17 protein-coding genes and 1 pseudogene are annotated in these 19,825 nt (G+C 75.1%); 6 read left to right on the top strand and 12 right to left on the bottom strand.

Annotation, left to right across the window (positions count from 1 at the left end; all coding sequences use genetic code 11):
* Positions 1 to 23: 23 nt before the first annotated feature.
* The 11 genes and pseudogenes from ACZ5GH_RS31150 to ACZ5GH_RS31200 form a co-directional block, all read right to left on the bottom strand.
* Entirely contained in the window at positions 24 to 776 is a 753-nt protein-coding gene (locus tag ACZ5GH_RS31150; protein WP_387760582.1) for a maleate cis-trans isomerase family protein, read from the bottom strand.
* Between the two features lie 32 nt (positions 777 to 808).
* Positions 809 to 1,729, bottom strand: coding sequence for a fumarylacetoacetate hydrolase family protein (locus ACZ5GH_RS31155; RefSeq protein WP_464335944.1), 921 nt, complete (start codon positions 1,727 to 1,729; stop codon positions 809 to 811).
* Positions 1,730 to 1,746: 17 nt separating this feature from the next.
* On the bottom strand, positions 1,747 to 2,925 hold the full coding sequence (locus ACZ5GH_RS31160; protein ID WP_387760584.1) for a cupin domain-containing protein: 1,179 nt from the start codon (positions 2,923 to 2,925) through the stop codon (positions 1,747 to 1,749).
* Positions 2,922 to 3,902, bottom strand: coding sequence for a carbon-nitrogen hydrolase family protein (locus ACZ5GH_RS31165; protein WP_387760585.1), 981 nt, complete (start codon positions 3,900 to 3,902; stop codon positions 2,922 to 2,924). Before ACZ5GH_RS31165 ends, ACZ5GH_RS31160 begins: the two co-directional genes overlap by 4 nt.
* A complete protein-coding gene (locus ACZ5GH_RS31170) occupies positions 3,902 to 6,277 on the bottom strand; it encodes an oxidoreductase (RefSeq protein WP_464335945.1) in 2,376 nt (791 codons plus the stop codon). The genes ACZ5GH_RS31165 and ACZ5GH_RS31170 overlap by 1 nt, the downstream gene beginning before the upstream one ends.
* Positions 6,274 to 6,735, bottom strand: a complete 462-nt coding sequence (locus ACZ5GH_RS31175; protein ID WP_464336904.1) for an acyl-CoA thioesterase — start codon at positions 6,733 to 6,735, stop codon at positions 6,274 to 6,276. The genes ACZ5GH_RS31170 and ACZ5GH_RS31175 overlap by 4 nt, the downstream gene beginning before the upstream one ends.
* Before the next feature lie 3 nt (positions 6,736 to 6,738).
* A pseudogene (locus ACZ5GH_RS31180) lies at positions 6,739 to 8,364 on the bottom strand (AMP-binding protein); the annotation flags it as partial.
* Between the two features lie 414 nt (positions 8,365 to 8,778).
* The gene (locus ACZ5GH_RS31185; RefSeq protein ID WP_464335946.1) at positions 8,779 to 9,828 is read right to left on the bottom strand and encodes a hypothetical protein; all 1,050 of its coding nucleotides are present in this window, start codon (positions 9,826 to 9,828) and stop codon (positions 8,779 to 8,781) included.
* 195 nt (positions 9,829 to 10,023) lie between these two features.
* The gene (gene adhP / locus ACZ5GH_RS31190) at positions 10,024 to 11,037 is read right to left on the bottom strand and encodes an alcohol dehydrogenase AdhP (protein ID WP_464335947.1); all 1,014 of its coding nucleotides are present in this window, start codon (positions 11,035 to 11,037) and stop codon (positions 10,024 to 10,026) included.
* A gap of 190 nt (positions 11,038 to 11,227) precedes the next feature.
* Entirely contained in the window at positions 11,228 to 11,725 is a 498-nt protein-coding gene (locus tag ACZ5GH_RS31195) for a GNAT family N-acetyltransferase (protein ID WP_464335948.1), read from the bottom strand.
* Positions 11,722 to 13,047, bottom strand: coding sequence for a DUF6271 family protein (locus ACZ5GH_RS31200; RefSeq protein ID WP_464335949.1), 1,326 nt, complete (start codon positions 13,045 to 13,047; stop codon positions 11,722 to 11,724). Before ACZ5GH_RS31200 ends, ACZ5GH_RS31195 begins: the two co-directional genes overlap by 4 nt.
* Before the next feature lie 358 nt (positions 13,048 to 13,405).
* On the opposite strand from ACZ5GH_RS31200, the gene ACZ5GH_RS31205 reads away from it, so the two are divergent.
* The 6 genes from ACZ5GH_RS31205 (at position 13,406) to ACZ5GH_RS31230 (ending at position 18,487) form a co-directional block, all read left to right on the top strand.
* On the top strand, positions 13,406 to 14,599 hold the full coding sequence (locus ACZ5GH_RS31205; protein ID WP_387760591.1) for a peptidoglycan-binding protein: 1,194 nt from the start codon (positions 13,406 to 13,408) through the stop codon (positions 14,597 to 14,599).
* 91 nt (positions 14,600 to 14,690) lie between these two features.
* A complete protein-coding gene (locus ACZ5GH_RS31210; RefSeq protein WP_387760592.1) occupies positions 14,691 to 15,698 on the top strand; it encodes an LLM class flavin-dependent oxidoreductase in 1,008 nt (335 codons plus the stop codon).
* 377 nt (positions 15,699 to 16,075) lie between these two features.
* Complete coding sequence (locus ACZ5GH_RS31215; protein ID WP_387760593.1) at positions 16,076 to 16,459, top strand: hypothetical protein; 384 nt, start codon at positions 16,076 to 16,078, stop codon at positions 16,457 to 16,459.
* A 4-nt stretch (positions 16,460 to 16,463) separates the two neighbouring features.
* Positions 16,464 to 17,576, top strand: coding sequence for a hypothetical protein (locus tag ACZ5GH_RS31220; protein WP_464335950.1), 1,113 nt, complete (start codon positions 16,464 to 16,466; stop codon positions 17,574 to 17,576).
* Positions 17,577 to 17,658: 82 nt separating this feature from the next.
* Positions 17,659 to 18,054 carry a roadblock/LC7 domain-containing protein gene (locus tag ACZ5GH_RS31225; RefSeq protein WP_387760595.1) on the top strand — a complete coding sequence of 132 codons (396 nt, stop codon included), beginning with the start codon at positions 17,659 to 17,661 and terminating at the stop codon, positions 18,052 to 18,054.
* 58 nt (positions 18,055 to 18,112) lie between these two features.
* Complete coding sequence (locus tag ACZ5GH_RS31230; RefSeq protein ID WP_387760596.1) at positions 18,113 to 18,487, top strand: hypothetical protein; 375 nt, start codon at positions 18,113 to 18,115, stop codon at positions 18,485 to 18,487.
* 79 nt (positions 18,488 to 18,566) lie between these two features.
* On the opposite strand, the gene ACZ5GH_RS31235 is transcribed toward ACZ5GH_RS31230, so the two are convergent.
* On the bottom strand, positions 18,567 to 19,766 hold the full coding sequence (locus tag ACZ5GH_RS31235; RefSeq protein WP_464335951.1) for an NUDIX hydrolase: 1,200 nt from the start codon (positions 19,764 to 19,766) through the stop codon (positions 18,567 to 18,569).
* Between the last annotated feature and the right edge of the window lie 59 nt (positions 19,767 to 19,825).

A 19,825-nucleotide genomic window follows, 5' to 3' on the forward strand; every position in this document is an offset into this window, starting at 1 on the left:
GGCCGCTCCGCGCAGGCGCGCCGCTACGCGTAGGCCCCGGAGAGCAGGTGCCCGGCCCCGGGCGCGAAGGCGGGCAGCCCGAGGGCACGCAGGAGCTGGTGCGTGGTGCAGACGGCGGCCGAGACCACCGGCTTGCCCAGCTGCTGCTCGGCCTCCTCGACCGCGGACAGCGAGGGCAGCTGCACACAGGCCGACAGCACCACAGCGTCGGCCTCGGTGTACGCGAGGCCGCGGGCGATCGCGGGCAGCCGGGCCGGGTCGTGGGCGGCGACCTCCAGGTTGTCGGCGATCTCCAGGGCGGCGTGGTCGAGCACCTCGATGCCCTCCGCGGCGAGGTACTCGACCACCGTCCGCGCCAGCGGCCGCAGGTACGGGGTGACCATGGCGACCTTCGCCGCCCCGAGCTCGTGCAGCCCGGCGACCAGGGCGCCGGCGCTGGTGACGACGGGCGCCGGGGCGCCGTTGCGGACGGTGCGCAGGTGCAGTCGCCGTTCGGCCTCGCGGTGGTAGCCGGGGCCGGTGGCCATCACCGCGACCAGGCAGGCGTAGCCGATCACGTCCATCCGGGCGTCCGAGAGCTCGGTGGCGCAGCGGTCGGACTCCCCGTCCATGGAGCGCAGTTGCTCGGGGGTGACCCTGGTCATCCGCATCCGGCTGGAGTGGAAGGTGAACCGCTCGGGGGCGACCGCCTCGCGGGCCCGCAGCAGGGCGGGGACCTCGGTCTCCATGGTGACGTTGGAGCTCGGGACGATCTGGCCGATCCGGTAGGTGGTCATCGGGTGGACGGTCCTTTCCGGTCCGGGACGGGTCAGCGGGCGTCGATCACCGGGTTGGCGAGCGTGCCGATCCGCTCGACGGTGGCCTCGACCACGTCGCCTGGCTGGAGGAACTGCGGGGGCACCATCCCGGCGCCGACGCCCGAGGGGGAGCCGGTGGCGATCACGTCGCCCGGTTCCAGGGTGACGCCGGAGGAGATGTCGGCGATCAGCCGGGCGACGCCGAACAGCATGTGGCGGGTGTTGGAGTCCTGCCGGAGCTCGCCGTTGACCTTCAGCGAGAGGTCGAGCCGCTGCGGGTCGGGGATCTCGTCGGCGGTCACCACGACCGGGCCGAACGGCGCGTAGCTGTCCTGGCCCTTGGAGAAGAACCACTGGCCGGAGCGCCGCTGGTCGCGGGCGCTGATGTCGTTGACGATGCTGTAGCCGAACACGTACCGCAGCGCGTCCGCCTCGGCCACCCGGAAGGCCGGTGCGCCGATCACCACGGCGAGTTCGCACTCCCAGTCGAGCTGCTTGGTGAGGTCGGCGTTGTGCAGGATGGGGCCGCCCGGGCCGGTGACGGCGGTCGAGGGCTTGTCGAACAGCACCGGCCGGTCGGGCAGTTCGCGGTCGGTGTCCAGGGTGCGGTGCGACTCCGCCACGTGCTCCACGTAGTTGAGGCCGACGCCGACGATCTTGCCGGGGCGCAGCGGTGCGCACAGCGCGACCTCGGCGAGCGGCCTGGTGGGCGGGTCCCCGGCGAGCAGCTCCCGGGCGGTGGCCAGGGCCGGTTCCCCGGCGCGGATCAACCCGAGGAGGTCGGGGGGCAGTTGGGCACCGGCGGCGGTGGCGAGGGCGGTCAGGTCGGCGACCCGGTCGCCGTCCAGCCGGGCGCCGAGGCGCGGGGTGCCAGCGTGGCCGGTGCCGTCGGCGTTCCCGGCGTCGTGGGTGCGGAAGGTCAACAGGTGCATGGCGGTGGGGCTCCTGGTCAGGCGGTGGTGGTGGGCTGCTGCCCGTCCGGGTGGGCCTCCTCGCGGTGGAGGCCGAGCGCGTGCATCACCGGGAAGTCGTTGAAGGAGAACAGGCAGGCGTCCTCGCCCTGGTCGAGGTTCGCGTGCTCGTGCCACGCCCAGGACGGGACGACGAAGATGTCGCCCTGCTGCCAGGCGAAGCGCTGTCCGGCGACCACCGAGACTCCCCGGCCCTTGGCCGCGGTGTACACCACCGAGCCGGTGTGCCGGTGGGCGCGGGTGGCCTGGCCCGGGCGGAGCAGCTGGAGGTGGGCGGACATGGTCGGCATCACCGGGCCGCCGGTGACCGGGTTGGTGTACTCCATGATCACGCCGTCGTACGGCGATCCCCCGGTGGCGCGGGCGAGTTCGCGCAGCGCGTGGTAGCTGGGCTCCCAGGGCCAGCCGAACAGCGGCGAGTAGGGCCTGCTCCACTTCTCGGCGCCGTACGGCAGCAGGTTGCCGCCGTAGCTGAGCAGCGAGGAGTTGATGACCGGCCCCGGCCGCTGGTACAGCTCGGGGTGGACCTCGTAGAAGTTGGCGTCGAGGGTGTTGACCAGCGGGATGTCCAGGCCGTCCTGCCAGATCACCGGGGCGTCGTCGGCCTCGTTGCCGTGCTCGTGCCAGGTGTTGTTCGGGGTGATCGCGAAGTCGCGCGGGCCGACCCTCAGCTTCTGCCCGTCCACGATGGTCCAGGCGCCGGTGCCCTCGTGGACGAAGCGCAGCGCGGAGGCCTGGTGGCGGTGCGCGGTCATCGCCTCGCCGGGGCCCATGATCTGCAGGCCGGTGTACAACAGGCCGACGGCGGCGCTCAGTTCGCGGCGGCCGGGGTTGACCAGCATCACCACCCGGCGCCCGGCGTCGTCGGCCTTCACCAGCGGCAGCGCCTTGCGCACCAGCGGGCGGAGGTCGGCGTAGCGCCAGAGCACCGGGACGGACTTCGGCTGGGGGTACCAGGGCTCGATCTCGTTCGCGACCGTCCACAGGGCGCCGGCCTCGTGCGCGGCCAACTCCTTGTAGTAGGCGAGCAGTTCGGGGCTGTCGGTGACCCGGGCCCGGCCGATCCGGTCGTCGTCGAAGGATTCGTGGTCGTCGGAGCCGTCGCGGTGGTCGCGGTGGTCGTCGTGGCGGTCGGGGGCGGGTTCGGGGCTGGTCATGCCTCCTCCTCGGGGAACACCAGCGGCCGCAGCGGGCGCTTGTCCACGTGCAGCCGGAAGACGTCGAAGCGGTTGTAGTGGCCGACGATGTCGTGCATCTGCCGGGGCCGGACGCAGTGGCCGAGGTCGATCTCGGCGTAGACGATGCCCTCCTCGTCCACCAGCGGTTCGGTGACGGGGCGGCCGTCCGGGCCGAAGATCCCGGACAGGGCGCTGTGCGGGCGGGCGAGCTGCTTGCGGACCTGCGGGTCGTCGCCGGCGATCAGGTCCACCATCTCGGGGGAGACGGTGGAGCAGGACACGACGGAGAACACCTTGCCCTCGAAGCAGTGCGCGGCGGTGCGCAGCGCGATCGAGTCCGCCATGTCGTAGTCCTCGGGGCCCACCGGCAGCGCGATGTAGCAGGCGGCGTGGACCAGTTCGCCCTGGGCCAGCAGGGTGAAGCGGGCCAGTGGGTTGGTGTTCTCGCCGCAGGCCAGCGCGCCGAGCGGGCCGACGGCGGTGGGGTGCACCGTGAGGGTGGCGCCGTCGCCCTGCGCCCAGGTCAGCTTCTCCGCCCAGGTCGGCATCAACTTGCGGTGCGCGCTGAGCAGTTCGCCGTCCGCGTCGATGACCAGCACGGTGTTGTACAGCGGCCCGAGGCCTGGCCGGCCGCGTTCGTTGATCCCGATCACCAGCACCACGCCGGCCTGCCGGGCGGCGGCCCGCAGGGTGTCGACGTACGGGCCGGGGACGTCCACGGCGGCCCGGTACAGGCGCTCGTACCAGGGCGAGCCCTGCACCGGGTTCATCGTCCAGTTCCAGTACGGGTAGCCGGGCACGAAGACCTCGGGGAAGACGACCAGTTCGGCGCCGTGCCCGGCCGCCTCCTGGATCAGCGCGACGGCCTTGTCGACGGTGGCGGCGGGGTCCAGGTAGACCGGGGCGGCCTGGACGGCGGCGGCGGTGAAACGGGGCAGGTGGGGCACGGTTCTCATCACTCCTCGGGGGTATCGCCGGGGCGGGGTGGTGACCAGCGGCGGTGGACGGGCGCGGGCGGCTCGCGCAGCAGGTGCAGGCGCGGGGCGACCCGGTCGGCACTCGGACCCGGTGGCCTGCGGCTGCCCGCCCGCCAGGGCTCGGGCCATCGGGCGCCGGGCCCGGTGTAGCCCCGCTCGGCGGCGGCGTGCAGCGTCCAGAGCGGGTCGTACAGCTGGGCGCGGCCGACCGCGACCAGGTCGGCCCGCCCGGCCAGCAGCACGGAGTCGGCGTCGTCGGAACTCGAGATCGCGCCGACCGCGACGGTCGGCAGCCCGGTGGCGGCGCGGACCAGCTCGGCGAAGGGCGTCTGGTAGCCGCGCCCGTACGGCGGCCGCTGGTGCGCCACCACCTCGCCGGTGGAGACGTCCAGCGCGTCCGCCCCGGCGCCGGCCAGCGCGCGGCAGATCGCCACGGCCTCCTCCTCGGTGGTGCCCCCGGGCGCCCAGTCGCTCGCCGAGATCCGCACCAGCAGCGGCCGGCCGGCCGGCCAGACGGCGCGCACCGCCGACAGCACCTCCAGGGGCAGCCGCAGCCGGTGGGCGAGCGGGCCGCCGTACCCGTCGGTGCGGCGGTTGGTGAGCGGGGAGAGGAAGGAGGAGAGCAGATGGCCGTGGCCGAACTGGAGCTCCAGCACGTCGAAGCCGGCCCGGGCGGCCCGCTCGGCGGCGGCCGCGAAGTCCGCTGTGACGGCGGCCAGTTGGATGTCGTTCGCCTCGTGCGGCAGTGCGCTGTCGGCGTCCCATGGGATGGCCGAGGGGGCGAGCAGCGGCCAGCCCTCGGCGAGCGGGCGCCCGACGCCGTCCGGCCCGGGGGCGGCGGTCGCGCCCCGGCGGCCGGCGTGGGTCAGCTGGATGCCGAGCGGGGTGTCGCTCACCGCCCGGACAGCGTCCACGAGTTGACGCCAGGCGGCCTCCTGGGGGTCGGTCCACAGGCCCGGGCACCGGTCGGTGGCCCGGCCTTCGGGGCCGACCGCGGTCATCCCGGCGATCACCAGCCCCGCGCCGCCGAGCGCGTGCGCGGTCAACTGGGCCCGGTCGAAGCCGCTGGGCAGCGTGTCGGGGGAGGTGAAGGTGGCGAGCGGGGGCACCACGACGCGGTTGCGCAGCTCCAGCGCGCCCAGCTTCAGCGGCCGGAACATCGGCGGTACCCCGGGCGAGCCGCCGAAGGCGGTGTCCACGGCGTCCACGAAGGCGGGGTCGCGGGCCCGCAGGTTGCCGTAGGTGACCCGCCGGCTGCGGGTGAGCAGGTTGAAGGCGAACTGGTCGACGCCCTGCCCGGTGCGCCGACCGATCGTCTCGAACCACTCCAGGCTGGCCTGCGCGGCGCGCTGGGTGGACTCCACCACCGGGCGGCGCTCGGCCTCGTAGGCGGCCAACGCCTCGTCCAGTGACGGCTGTTCGCTCAGCGCGGCGGCCAGGGCGAGGGCGTCCTCCAGGGCGAGCTTGGTGCCCGATCCGATCGAGAAGTGCGCGGAGTGCGCGGCGTCGCCGAGCAGGACCACGTTGCGGTGGCGCCAGCCGGCGTTCCGCACCGTGGTGAAGCGGATCCAGCGCGAGGCGTTGGGGATCAGCCGGTGGCCGTCCAGGTGCCCGGCCAGCAGTTCCGCGCAGCGCCGCACGCTCGCCAGGTCGCTCTCGCCGCGCGCCGACTCCCGTGCGGCCAGGGCCTCGAAGCCCGCACGCCGCCAGGCGTCCGCGGCCGCCTCGACGATGAAGGTCGAGCGGGTGGCGCTGTACGGGTAGGCGTGCACCTGGAGGACGCCGAAGTCGTACCGCTCGACGATGAAGGTGAAGGCCTCGAAGACCTTGTCGGTGGCGAGCCACATGTAGCGGCAGTGGCGCTCGTCCAGGTCCGGGCGGAAGCTCTCCGGGTAAGCGGCCCGGGTGCCGGAGCGGATGCCGTCGGCGGCCACCACCAGGTCGTACCCGGCGGCCAGCCGGTCGACCGGCGGGGCCGGGGTGCGGTAGCGCACCTCCACCGCCAGTTCGGCGCAGCGCTCTCGCAGGACGGCGCGCAGCCGGTTGCGGTCCAGGGCGGCGAAGCCGTGGCCGCCGCTGGTGCGGACCTCGCCCGCATAACGGACGTCGATGTCGCTCCAGCGGGCGAACTCGGCGCTGATCGCGGCGAACACCCGCCGGTCGGCCCGGGCGATGCCGTCCAGGGTCTCGTCGGAGAAGACCACGCCGAAGCCGGTCTCGTCCTCCGGGGCGTCCCGTTCGAAGACGGTGATCTCCCGGTCGGGCGCCAACTGCTTGGCCAGGGCGGCGAAGTAGAGCCCGCCGGGACCGGCGCCGATCACCGCGATCCGGGCGGTGTCCGGTGCCGGGCTCATGCCAGCACCTCGGGCCGCTGCGGCCCCGACTCCGCCAGCGTGCGGCGGACCTGCGCGGGCCACGGCTCGCTGCCCCCTTCGTGCGGCGCGGAGTGCACCACCGACATCCGCCCGCTCGCGGCCAGCCCGTGCGGCCCGTGCACCTCGAAGGCGTAGTGCAGCGAGGAGCCGCCGACCCGGACCACCCGCAGCTCGGTGCGGACCAGGTCGCCGAACCAGAGCCGCTCGCGGTAGTCGGCCTCGAAGTGCACCCGGGGGATCCGCCCGAACAGGTCGGCCAGCCCGAGGCGGTGCAGCAGCGCCGCCTCCGCCGCCTCGGCCCAGCGCTGGACGGCGGAGAAGTGGTAGTGCCCGGCGGCGTCGGTGTCGGACCACTCCACCCGGCGCTCGACCGCGACGCTGGCCGGGATCGGCGCGACGCCGTCCGGGGCGGGCGCGACGCCGTCCGGGACCGGCACGACGCCGGACGCGGCGGGCGCGGCCCGTCGGCGCAGCTCGGCGCGGTGCAGCTTGCCGGTCGCGGTGCGCGGCAGCTCGGGCACGAACTCGACCGCCCGCGGGTACTTGTACGGCGCTATGGTGCGTTTGACGTGCTCCTGGAGCCCGCGCGCCGTCTCCGGACCGGCCGGGACGCCCTCGCGCAGCACCACGTACGCCTTGACCACCGCGCCGCGCCGCTCGTCCGGCGCGCCGACCACCGCGCAGTCGGCCACGTCGGGGTGGGTGGCCAGGGCCTGTTCCACCTCGGGCCCGGCGATGTTGTAGCCGGCCGAGACGATCATGTCGTCGTTGCGGGCCCGGAACCAGAAGTAGCCGTCGCCGTCCCGGACGTAGGTGTCGCCGGTGACGTTCCAGCCGTCGCGGACGTAGTCCAGCTGGCGTTCGTCGTCCAGGTAGCGGCAGCCGGTCGGGCCCTTGACGGCGAGCAGTCCGGGCTCGCCGTCGGGCACCGGGCGGCCCTGCCCGTCCAGGACCGCGGCCCGGAAGCCGGGGACGGGCAGGCCGGTGGAGCCGGGGCGGATGTCCTGGTCGGCGGCCGAGACGAACACGTGCAGCAGCTCGGTGGCGCCGAGGCCGTCGATCAGCCGCTGCCCGGTGGCCGCGTGGAAGGCCTGCCCGACGGCGGCGGGCAGCGGCTCGCCCGCCGAGACGCAGCGCCGGACCCCGGCCAGCCGGTCGGCCAGGCCGGCGGCCAGGATCGCCCGGTACCCGGTCGGCGCCGTGAACAGCACGCTCACCCGGTGCCGGCGGACCTGCTCGGCGAGCTGCTCGGGGGTGGCCTGCTCCAGCAGCAGGATGGCGGCGCCCGCCCGCAGCGGGAAGACCAGCAGGCCGCCGAGGCCGAAGGTGAAGCCGAGCGGCGGGGTGCCGGTGAAGAGGTCCTCGGGGGTGGGGTGGAGCAGGTGGCGGGAGAAGGTGTCGGCGATGGCGAGCACGTCGCGGTGGAAGTGCAGGGTGGCCTTGGGGCGGCCGGTGGTGCCGGAGGTGAAGGCGATCAGCGCGACGTCGTCGGCGGCGGTCGGGACGGCCGGGAAGCCGGCGGCCTTGGCGGCGCTGCGGGCGGTGAGGTCCTCGGGGCCGGGGCCGCCGTAGCGCAGGACGCGCAGGCCGGGGGTGCGCGCCCGGTGCAGCTCGTCGAGGAAGCGGTGGTCGCAGAGCGCGAGAACGGGCCGGGCGATCCGGTGCAGCTCGGTCAGCTCGGCGGCGCGCAGCAGCGGCACGGTGGTGACGGCCACCCCGCCGGCCTTCAGGACGCCGAGCCAACAGGCCGCCAGCCAGGGGGTGTTGGGGCCGCGCAGCAGGACCCGGTTGCCGGTGACGAGGCCGAGGTCCTCGGTCAGCAGGCGGGCGATCCGGTCGGCGTGGTCGCGCAGTTCGCCGTAGGACCACCCGCCGGTGGGGGTGAGCAGGCAGCGGCGGTCCGGGCCGAGGCGTTCGATGGTGTCGTCGAGTAGGGCGGCGGCGCTGTTCAGGCGGTCGGGGTAGATCAACTCCGGGAGTTCGAAGAGGAGTTCCGGCCACTGCTCGAAGGGCGGGAGGTGGTCTCGACAGAACGTGTCCACGTGCGCTGAGGGGGAGAGCTCCATGGGCGGGCACCTCATCGTGCGAGCGGGGAGTGAGGCCAGTATGGCGCGTCGGTGACGCCAGTCAAGAGAGCGATACATGCATTCGGGCTACGGCCCTGTCGGCCGCTCCCCGGGCGGGGCGGCTCCCCGTGGGCGCGATTCCGGGGCAGGGTCCGGCCGGTCGGGCCTGGACCGACGACGGGTGGGCCCAGCCGCACTCTTCACCCTGACCGGGGCGTCGAGAGGTGCCCGGGCTGCCGGTGCTGATCCTCTCCGAGCGCGCGGAGCAGCGGTGCGCCCGCGCGTTGCCGGCCGACGGCGCCGGCGGCATCAACCACTTCCTCAAGGAGAGCGTGTTCGACGGCGACCGGTTCGTCGGCGCCCCGGAACGGGTGGGCCCTGACCGTACGGCCGTGTTCCGCGACTGCCGCTCGGTCAGCCCGCCGCACCCCGGGCGGAGGCGTCCGGGGTGCGGCCGTCCTGGGCCTGCCGGGCGCGGTCGGCGACCAGCCGGGCGAACACGGTGAGGCCGGGTGCGGTGAGGGCGGCGCCCGGCCCCTCCTCGCGCACCAGGAGCAGTACGCCGCCGACCCGGACCAGCGCCACCGCCGACGAGGAACCGTGGGTACGGGTGGCGCTCCGGTCGCCGACCTGCGGGACGGCCACCGCCGTGGACTCCTCGCCGCCGGTGCGTTCCAGCGTGCTGTCGAAGGCCTTGGCGGCGGCCTCGGGGGAGGCGAAGGCGACCGCGCTGAACTCCACGCTCTGCACCGAGGCCGCACCGAACGTCACCGTGGCGTACGCGAGTTGTTGGTCGCAGGCGTCCGACAGCAGGCACGGCAGCTCACCGGCCGTGCCCGTCCCCGACCGGGGCCCCCGCTGCACCCGCCACCCGCGCGGCATCGCCCCCTCGTCGGGCAGCACCCCCCGCACCAGCGCCGGGTCGCCCAGCGGCGGCGCGGCGTGCGCCAGGCCCGGCCCGCCCGGCTTCAGCAGCGGGCGCGAGCCCAGGTGGACGCCGAGCGCGACCAGCGCGGCGACCAGCACCAGGACGAGCGCCACCACGATCCCGGCGCTGCTCCGCCGGGCGGCGAGCGCCCGGGCGCGGGCGGCCGCGGGGCCGGTCCGCAACTGGACGGTGGTCGGGCCCTTCGGCGGCGGCGCGGACGCCGGGCCGACCCGCAGCTGCACGGTGCCGGGCTCGCTCCGCAGCTGGACGGTCGGCGGATCGCCCGGCTTCCCGAGCCCGGTGGTGGCCAGGTACTGCGCGAAGGCCTGGTCCGCGGCCAGCAGTTGCGCGACGGCGGCGGTCAGCAGCGCCCGTGCCCGGACGTCGCCCGGGTTCGCCTCCGCCGCCGCGAGCGCCCGGGCCCCCTCCGGCACCATCCGCAACCGCGCCCGCACGACGTCCGCCACCGCCCGGTGCGGCCCGTCGCCCAGCAGCGCCGCCACCGCATCCGGTGCCAGCCCCCGGCCGTCCCCCATGGCAACTCCCCCTGCCGCACGAGTGGTCGCCCCCACGATCCCGGACCGCCCCCCGGTTCGTACCCCCGCCGAACGGAACGGAGACGCAACTGCAACCCCGCCCGGACGAACCCGCCCGGCCGGGGCCGTCCCCGGTCCGCGTGGAACGGCGGGCGGCCGGGCGGGACGACGGCTGGGCGGGACGGCGGGCGGGGGTCAGCGCAGGTCGAAGACCAGGCGGGCGGAGACCTTGCCGCTCAGGACCTCGTCGAAGCAGGCGTTCACGTCCTCGAGGCGGCGGGTCTCGCGGATCACCCGGGTGCGGCCGAGGGCGTGCAGCCGGAAGACCTCGGCGAGGTCCTCGCGGGTGCCGACGATCGAGCCGATCACCTTGGCGCCGTTCAACACCGTCTCGAAGACGGGCAGTTCGAGCTTGCCGGCGGCCGGGAGGGCGACCAGGACGAGGGTGCCGCCGCGGCGCAGGGCGCCGTAGGCGGCCTGGAAGGAGGCGTTGCTGACGGCGAGGGCGATCGCGGCGTGGGCGCCACCGAGGGCCTGGACCTCGGCGGCGACGTCCTGGGTGCGGGCGTCGAGGACGTGGTCGGCGCCGAGGTCGCGGGCGAGGGCGAGCTTGTCGTCGGTGACGTCGACGGCGATGGTCTCGGCGCCGAAGATCCGGGCGTACTGGAGGGCCAGGTGGCCGAGCCCGCCGATGCCGGAGACCAGCACCCGGGTGCCCGGTCCGGCGTCGGAGACCTTGAGCGCCTTGTAGGTGGTGACGCCCGCGCAGGACAGCGGCGCGGCGTCCAGCGGGTCGATGCCGTCCGGGACGGGGACGACGTAGTCGCCGTGGGCGAGGGCGTACTCGGCGTAGGCGCCGTCCACCGAGTAGCCGCTGTTGTGCTGCTGGAGGCAGAGCGTCTCCCAGCCGGTGACGCACTGGTCGCAGCGTCCGCAGGCGTCCGCGAGCCAGGGGATGGCGACCCGCTCGCCCACCCGGACGTGCCGGACCCGGCTTCCGGCGGCCTCGACGATGCCGACGCCCTCGTGACCGGGGACGAACGGCGGGGTGGGCTTGACCGGCCAGTCACCGTGGGCGGCGTGGATGTCGGTGTGGCAGAGGCCGGAGGCCTCGATCCGGACCCGGACCTGGTGGGCGGCCGGCTCGGGTACCGGACGGTCCTCGACGGCCAGGGGCGCGGCGAAATCGCGGACGACGGCGGCCTTCATGCGCTGCTCCTCAACCATGCGGACGGGTGGTGCCGGCGGGCTGCGGAGGGGACGCAGCCCGCCAACAGCTTCACCCGAAGGGGTGAGCGCCGCCGCTGGGGCTAGCCCGACCGGGTGAGCGCCGGTCGAGGAGAAGCGGGGGCGTGGGGCCGGTCGCCCAGCTCACCGGCATGGACATGTACACCGCCGCTCAGCTCACCGGCATGGACATGTACACCGCCCGCCGCCCGTAGCAGGCGGGCACCGGCACCTCCCGGTGCGCCCGGTAGCCGAGCAGCCGCAGCAGGATGTCGGCCCCGCGCACCGCGACCATCGAGATCCGCTCGTACCCCTGCTCCTCCGCCCGCTCCCGGAAGTGCCGGATGAACCCCAGCGCGACGTCCCGGCCGCGCAGCTCCTCGGCGATCACCAGGTCGTGCACGTGCAGGTTGTCCGACGCGTACGCCGTCGCCTCCGGCCGGTCCAGGTCGGGGCAGCGCAGCGGCGGGTACGGCAGGCTCAGCAGGTAGCCGCGGACCGTGCCGTGCTGCTCCAGCACGAAGCAGGTCTGCGGCGAGCTGAGGGCGCGCGACCGGAGCGCCTCCCGGCCCTCCGACAGGCCGTCGGCCGCGTAGGCGTCGTGTTCCAGCGCGACCACGGCGTCCCAGTCGCCCTCGGCCAGGAGCCGGATCCGGAACTCCTCGCTCACCAGGCCGCGACCTCGGACGCGGCGCCGAGCCCCTCCGCGCGGGCGGCGGCCACCATCCCCGCCCAGGCCTCCACCAGCACCGCCCAGCGCTCGGCGTCCTCCCGCGCCTCGTCCAGGAGCTGCTGCCGCTTTCCGGCCACCACGTCCGCGAGTTCGGCGTACTTGCCGCCCAGCTTGCGGTAGGAGCGGTCCAGGACGTCCAGGCAGTGCTCGTTCCCGGCCCGGTCCCAGTCGACGCTGCCGCGCACCAGGTCGAGGATCGGCTCGACCTTCAGCCCGTGCCGCTCGTCCAGCAGACCGCGGCCGAGGTCGATCATCCCGCCGTAGACCGGGTACAGGTACAGCATCGAGAGCAGGAACTTGACGAACCGCAGCTGGTAGGCGACGAAGCCGGCGCCGGTGCGGCGCTCGGGCGTGTAGTAGTTGACGATGTGGCGGTTGTGGACGACGCCGGGCATCCGGGAGTGGACCAGGGCGTGCAGCAGGGCGTAGTCGCTGCCGATGGTCTCGATCGAGGGCAGCAGCGGCAGCACCTCGTAGGCCCGGTGGTCCAGGGCGATGTTGCACATGTAGACGTCCCAGATGTCGGGCACGCCGAGGACGGACTCGTCGGTCCCGAACGGCTCGGAGCCGGCGCCCTTGAAGGAGACGTCGACCATCGCGTCCCGGTCCTCCTCGGACCACACCGGCGGGGTCCACAGGCGCACCACCTCGCGGTAGACGGCCGGGTCCAGCTCGTGGATCTCGCTGATGTCCACGTTGAGTTCGCCGATGAAGGAGCCGCTGACCAGCATCACCGGCTTGTCGGCGTCGGCCGGGTCGAGCTCGGAGCGGGACACGCCGGCCGCCGCCTCGCCGGCCGGCCGACCGATCGAGAGCAGCTCGTGGTGGATCGGGAACACCTTCTGCCCGTCGACGACCTGGAAGTCGGCGTCGTCGTTGCGCAGGTGCGTCGAGGTGCAGCCCAGGGCGGCCGCGCCCAGGAAGAGCCGGTTGACGCAGGAACCGTACGCGACGGCCCGCGGGAGCATCAGGTCGAGCAGCAGGTCGGGGTCGGCGGCGCCGGTGCGCTCGGCCACCCGGCGCAGGAAGTCCCGCTGCCGCGCCTCGCCGAGGTGGTGGACGACCACGCCGGGGGTGGGTTCCAGCGCGGCCACGGCGGCCGCGTTCTCCGCGAACCGGGTGGCGTCGGTGGTGTCGAGGACGAGGAGGTGCACCTCGACCCCGAAGTGCGCGACGGCGTAGGCCGCCTCCTCGGCGAGCTCCGTGATGGTGTCGGGGCAGGACCGCATGGTGGGCAGGGCGAGGCAGACTCTTTGCATGGTGCGGGTTTCTCCATCGGGTCGTCAGATTCGGTTCCACAGCGGTCGGTTGGGCGCGACGAGAGGCCCCGGGAACGGGCTGGCGCCGGTCCGCCGGACCACCGTGGACTAGACCACTTGTGATGTCAACGATTGACAGCGGGGCCCTGGCGGGGGTGGAATGCGCCCCCTCCGCGCGAACGGCCGCCCCCGCACGGGCGCCCGAATCGCACGCGGGCGCGAGCGCCCCCTGTGGAGTCGAACGGCCGCGCGGGTGCGGGGGGTTCACCACCCCGCATCCGCGCCCTCGGGGTCAACCCGCGAGCCGTTCCTGCCGATACCGGAAGTGATGCCCTCACGCCGTTCGGAGGAGAGCGCAATGCCCGAACCGTGGCTGCCCGGTGCCGAGATCCACGACCTCGGCGACCACGCACCGACCGACCAGCAGTACCCGCCGAAGGCCATCGCCCACATCACCTGGGACCGCAACGCGACCGCCGCCGCCCCGCAGGACTGGTGCTCCTACGAGGACCTGGTCGGATACTTCACCGGCAGCGGCGCCGGCAGCGCGCCGCACCTGGTCTGGGACCCGTTCAGCGGCCGCACGGCGCAGCTGTTCCCGGCCGACTCCCGCTCGAAGAGCCTGCTCAGCCCCGCCGAGAGCCCGACCCGCACCAACCGGGCCGGGCGGGTGGTGATCCAGATCGAGGCGGTGTTCTTCCCCTACTGCCGCTACCGGGGCGTCGTCTACCCCCGGCTGGTCGACACCCCGTGCGCGGGCTGGGACCGGATCCACGCCTGGGTCTCCTCCTGGGGCGTGCCCGACGCCTGGCCGATGGGCCGGCCCGGCGACTTCTCCGGCCGCCGCGACGAGCAGGTCTGGGAGACCCGCGGCGGCTGGTACGCCCACGCCCACGTGCCGTACAACGACCACACCGACCCCGGCTCCTGGCCCGACTTCACGGCCGGGCCCGGTTCCCCCGGCGACCCGCCCTCGCAGCAGCAGCCGGTGCCCCCGGCCGCGCCCGCCCGCTACCAGGTCAGCATCAACGGCCTGCCGTACGGCTACGGCGCCCAGGGCTACCAGGTGACGGCGGTCGGGCGGGCGCTGGTCTCGCACGGCTTCGGCGACCACTACCGCTCCGGCCCGGGCCCGAACTGGACGGACGCGGACACCCGGAACTACGCGGACTACCAGGCGAGCCTCGGCTACTCCGGGCAGGCGGCGGACGGCGTCCCGGGCGAGGGCTCGCTGCGCCGGCTGCTCGGCTACCTGCCCGGCCGGCGGACGGTCTCGGTGGCCCACCTGGTCGCGGCCGCCAGGACCGACCCGGGGGCCGAGCAGGGGCACCTGACGTACCCGGCCGAGGCGGCGATCGTGGAGCAGGCCCTCGTCGACGAGGGGCTGCTCGAACAGCGCTGGGTGGACGGCTCGTTCGGCAGCCGGACGGTCTCCGCGTACGCGGCCTGGCAGCGGCGCTGCGGGTACGAGGCGGGGGCGGCGGACGGGGTTCCCGGCCAGGCCTCGCTGCACCGGCTGGGTTCGGCGCACGGGTTCTCGGTGACCGACTGAGTCCGGCTCCGGGGGCGGTCCGGCGGTGGCGGCGCCGCCGGCCGCGGCGGGCCGGGGAATGCCCGGGCGACGGGCGGGCGTTGTCCACCGCGTGACCAGCGCCGCGACCACGACCAGGCTCTCCGTGCTCGACCGCTCCCGGACCAGGCGGGGCGAGGAGCCGGCCCAGGCCCTGCGGGACACGGTGGCCCTCGCCCGCGAGGCGGAGCGGCTCGGCTACCACCGGTTCTGGGTCTCCGAGCACCACGGGGTGCCGGGGGCGGCCGGGTCGGCGCCCACCGTGCTCGCCGCGGCGGTGGCGGCGGCCACCACGCGGATCCGGGTCGGCACCGGCGGGGTGATGCTGCCCAACCACCAGCCGCTGGTGGTGGCCGAGCAGTTCGGGGTGCTGGCCGCGCTGTTCCCCGGGCGGATCGACATGGGGCTCGGGCGCTCGGTGGGCTTCACCGACGGTGTCCGGCGGGCGCTCGGGCGGGAGAAGGACGCCGCGGACGAGTTCGGCGCCCAGCTGGCCGAACTGCTCGGTTACTTCGACGGCACGCAGCAGGCCCACCGCGGAGTCCACGCCCGGCCGGCCGAGGGCCTGCACGTCCCGGCCTTCGTGCTGGCCACCGGCGAGGGCGCCGACCTGGCCGCCGAGGCCGGGCTGCCGCTGGTGATCGCCGCCCCGCGCGGGAAGGACCGGATGCTGGCGGCGATCGACCGCTACCGCGCCCGGTTCCGCCCCTCCGCGCGGGCCGCCGAGCCGTACGTGGTGGTGTCGGGCACGGTGGCGGTCGCGGAGACGGCCGAGCGGGCGCGAGAGCTGCTCGTCCCGGAGGCGTGGTCCGGCGCGTACTCCCGCACCCACGGCGAGTTCCCGCCCCTGGCCCCCGCGGCCGAGATCCGTGCCCGGGAGATGACCGTCAGGGAGCGGGCCGCGTACGAGCAGTCGCTCAAAGGCCACATCGCGGGCACCCCGGAGCAGGCCGCCGCCGAGCTGGCGGCGCTGGTGGAGCGCAGCGGGGCGGACGAGTTCCTGGTCACCACCAGCACCTACGACCGCACCGAGCTGTTCGACTCCTACCGGCTGCTCGCCGAGGCCGTCGGCCAGGCCTGAGCGGGCGGGAGACCGGGCCGGCGGCCCGGCCCTCGGGAGCCCCTTCGCCGTGTCGGCGCCCCATGGCGGCATCCTCTTATCGCATTTTCAGCCCCGAAACCCCCAGGTACGGCCCGGTCTCGGCCAAGGTGCCGTGCCAGGTAGCCGGTGAACGGCGTTCCAACCCCCCTGGTCCACCACTGGTGTCATCCCTCCGTCCGGCCTGATGTGCCGTCAGTTCTTGGCTGGAACTGGCCGTTGCTGATGTGAATATGCCATTGGAATGTTCGTCATATGGGATCCGGCAGTAGCCTTCCGTGTCGAACCAACCACTGCTGGTGGTGAACCGGTCGGCGCCGCGCTGCGCCCGGCCGCCCAGACCGCGCGAAGGAGCCGGTGTGCCCGGTATCGACGAATGCCTCTCCGGAGCGATGGCGATCCCCGGGGCCCGCGCCGCGAGCCTGGTCGACTGGAGCAGCGGGCTCGCCCTCGGCAGCCTCGGCGACAGCCCGACCGGAGAGCACGAGACCTCGGCCGCCGAGGCGACCGACCTGGTGCGGGCGGCCGTCGAAAGCCAGACCTTCACCGCGGCGGAGGACCGGCGGGCCCCGCTGGAGGACATCATCGTCACCGCCGGCCGCAGCTACCACCTGATCCGCTTCATCGACACCGTCTTCGACAGCAGGCTAGTCCTGCACCTCTGGCTGGACCGCGCGGAGGGCAACCTCGCCGCCGCCCGCTTCCGCCTCCAGGCGCTCACCGAGGAACTGGTGCTGGGGTGAGCGCGTGACCGCCGCGACCGGCACCGCGCCGCCCCCGGTGGGGGCCGCCACCCCGAGGACGCCGGGCGAGGCCCTCGCCATGCTCGCCGACCGCCGCGCCACCGGCGCCCTGCACGGACCGCTCGGTAGCCTCCACCTGGTCGACGGCCGGGTGACCGCCGCCGAGTCCCCCCGGGCGCCCGGTCTGGCCGACCTGCTCACCGGCTGCGGCCGGATCACCCCCGCGGACTGGGCGGAGCTGCTCCGGGTCCACGGCCCGCGGTCCAGGGTCGGCGAGGCGCTCGTCGAACGGCGGCTGCTCACCCGGGGAGAGCTCGAACTCGGCCACCTGGGAACGCTGTTCGACGCCGCCTTCTTCGTGCTCGCCGACCCGGCCGGCGGCGTCTGGCGGTTCGAGGCCGACGCCCGGCACTGGCTCGGGCCGGTCGCGGAGGTCGACCCGGACCGGATCCGCCGCGAGGTCGAACGCCGTGTGCGGCTGCTCGACGGGATCTGGCCGTGGGGCCGGCTCGACAACGCGCCCGTCCGTCCGGCCGGGCACGGCCGCCGGCCGACCCACCGCCCGTCCGGCCGGCGGCGCCGCGAGCTGCTCGACCACGCCGACGGCCGCAGGACCCCGGCGGACCTGGCCCGGCTGCTCGGCCGCTCCGGCTTCGGGGTGACGGCGGACGTCCGCCGACTGGCCGCCGCCGGGCTGCTGGACGCCTCGTGCCCGCCCGGTGCGCCGCCCCCGTCCGACGTGCCGGCCCGGCCCGGTGCGCCGCTCCCGACCGACGTCCCGCGCCCGCCCGACGCGGGGACGGCCGCGCCGGTGCCCGAGGTGCCGCCAACGGCCGTGCCGGTGCCCGAGGTGCCGCCAACGGCCGTGCCGGGAAGAGAAGTTCCCCCACCGGCGCCGAGGGGACCGGCCGGCGGGCTGCACCGCCGGGTCCCCGGCGCCAGCCTCCGGGGTGCCGGACTCCCCGGCACCCCGGTCACGGCCGCCCCCGCCGCCGCCCCAGCCCCCACACGCTGCGAACGCCCGCCCACCACGGCCGCGGCCCACCCGCCGGCCGTCCCCGACCCGGACATCGCGCTGCTGACCCGGGTCCGAGACCTTCTGGAGGCCCGACTTTGACCCACTCCCCGCCCGCGACCCCGTCGTTCCGGCCATGAGGCGGGCGCTCAAGCAGCGTGTCGGAAGGAGACAACTGATCGCCTTGGAGACCGAGTTGCTCGCCGAACTGCGTGCCGTCAAACACCGCGTGCCGCACCTCGCGGGCGGCCTGGTCGCCAGCGTGGACGGCCTGTTGATCGCGCACGACACCCATGGCACCGAGCCCTCGGGGCTGGCCGCGATGACGGCGGCCTCGCTCTCCCTGGCCCAGCGGCTCGCCGACACCACCGGCCAGGGCGAGTTCCGCGAGTCACTGGTGCGCGGCGAGAACGGCTACGTCGCCACCTACGCGGCCGGCGGCAGCTGCGTGCTGGCCCTGCTGGCGCACCCCGACGTCAACGTCGGCCGGCTGCACCTGGAGGCCCGTCGCAGCGCGCAGCGCATCGCCGGGCTGCTCGACGACGCCCTCGTGCCCAAGGACCCGCGCGACGCGGGCTGACCGGGACCATTCGTCCGAACCGCCCCGAACCACCCATCACCGAACGGGAGTTACCCAGATGACCGACGCAGCCGGCGCGCTCAAGCAGGCCATGACCAGCATCGAGGGCGCCATCGGCGCGGCCCTGGTGGACTACAACAGCGGCATGGCGCTGGCCACCCTCGACGGCCCCGGCGGCCTGGACCTCAACGTCGCGGCGGCCGGCAACACCGACGTGGTCCGCGCCAAGATGCGCACCATGGACATGCTCGGCCTCCAGGACGGGATCGAGGACATCCTGATCACCCTGACCAGCCAGTACCACCTGATCCGCCCGCTCACCGGCCGCACCGGCAAGGGCCTGTTCCTCTACCTCGCGCTGGACAAGGCGCGGGCCAACCTCGCGATGGCCCGCCACCAGCTGAGCAGGATCGAGGCCGAGCTGGAGGTCTGACGCGCCGCTCCGACGGAGGGGGCCGCGGACGGAGCCCCGGCGGCGGCCCAGGCCCCCGCCGGGCTCCGTCCAGCGGGTCTCACCCCTGCGACAGGCCCTCCGCGAGGCCCTGTGACAGGCCCGGCCGCAGGCCCTGCGCCCGGTCCGGTCCGACGGCCCGCCCGCGCACCAGCTCGACCGGCCCGCCCGCCCGTCCCCGGGCGGCCAGTGCGGCGGCCGTACGGTCCCAGGACGGGCCGGTGAGCAGCGCCCGCGCCTCGGCCGGCTCGCAGAGCCGCCACTCCACCAGCTCCTCCTCCGGCAGCACGATCGAGCCGAGCGCCCGCTCCGTCACGGTGCCCCCGTCGAACACGTACACCAGGACGGCGGTGTCCCGGCCGGTCGCCGGGTCCGCCTCAGAGTCGGCCGCCGCACCCGGCTGCCAGTCCAGCACCAGCAGCGGCCCCGGCTCGACCTCCCAGCCGAGCTCCTCGCGGACCTCCCGCCGGGCCGCCGCCCGGGGCATCTCCCGGTCCGCCTCGACCCCGCCGCCCGGCAGCGTCCAGTACGGCTCCTGCCCGCGCGGCCCGTCCCACGGCCGCAGCCGTACCAGCAGGACCCGGCCGGCGGCGTCGGTGAACAACGCCCGCGCCTTCGCCCGGATCCGCGGCCGGGTGGCGTAGTACGTCTCCCGGTCCATCGGCGGCTCCGCAGGCTCCTCGGCCGACGGCGTCAGCCCCGGTGCCGCGGCCAGTCCGGCGTACTCCGGCACCGGAGCGTCGGCGGGCAGTCGTCCGAGCGTGTGCCCGACCGGCCGGCTGTCCTCCAGCTCCAGCGGTCCGGCGTCGCGCGGCGCCAGCAGGCAGGCCGTCACCCGGCGCGACAGCCGCGGCGGCAGCGCGTGCCCGGCCTGTTCCGCCGTCAGCCAGGTCCAGCCGCCGATCTCCGCCGCGTCCGGCCGGAACGCCGCCGCCTGCTCCGGCGTCAGCGGCTCGGCCCAGTACAGGTACACGACGATCGGCAGGTCGCCGTGGCGCAGCAGCGCCCAGTCCACGCCGGCCAGCGGCCCCAGCCGCGGCGTGAAGCCCAGCTCCTCGCGGATCTCCCGCAGGGCGGTCTCCCGGGGCGACCGGTCCACCGGCTCCCACCCGCCGCCCGGGATCGCCACCGGATGCTTCCGGTCGTACGGCAGCCGGACCACCAGCACCCGCCCCGCCCCGTCCGGGAACAGCACCCCCGCCGCCGCCATGACCTCCCGACCGTCCCTGCCCGCGCTCTCCACCCCGGCTCCCTCCGTCACGTCTCCCCGGACACGACCACCCGGGCCACCCGGATGGTTCCCACCCGGAGGCACCTCCG

The sequence above is a fragment of the Kitasatospora sp. Xyl93 genome (assembly GCF_055383135.1).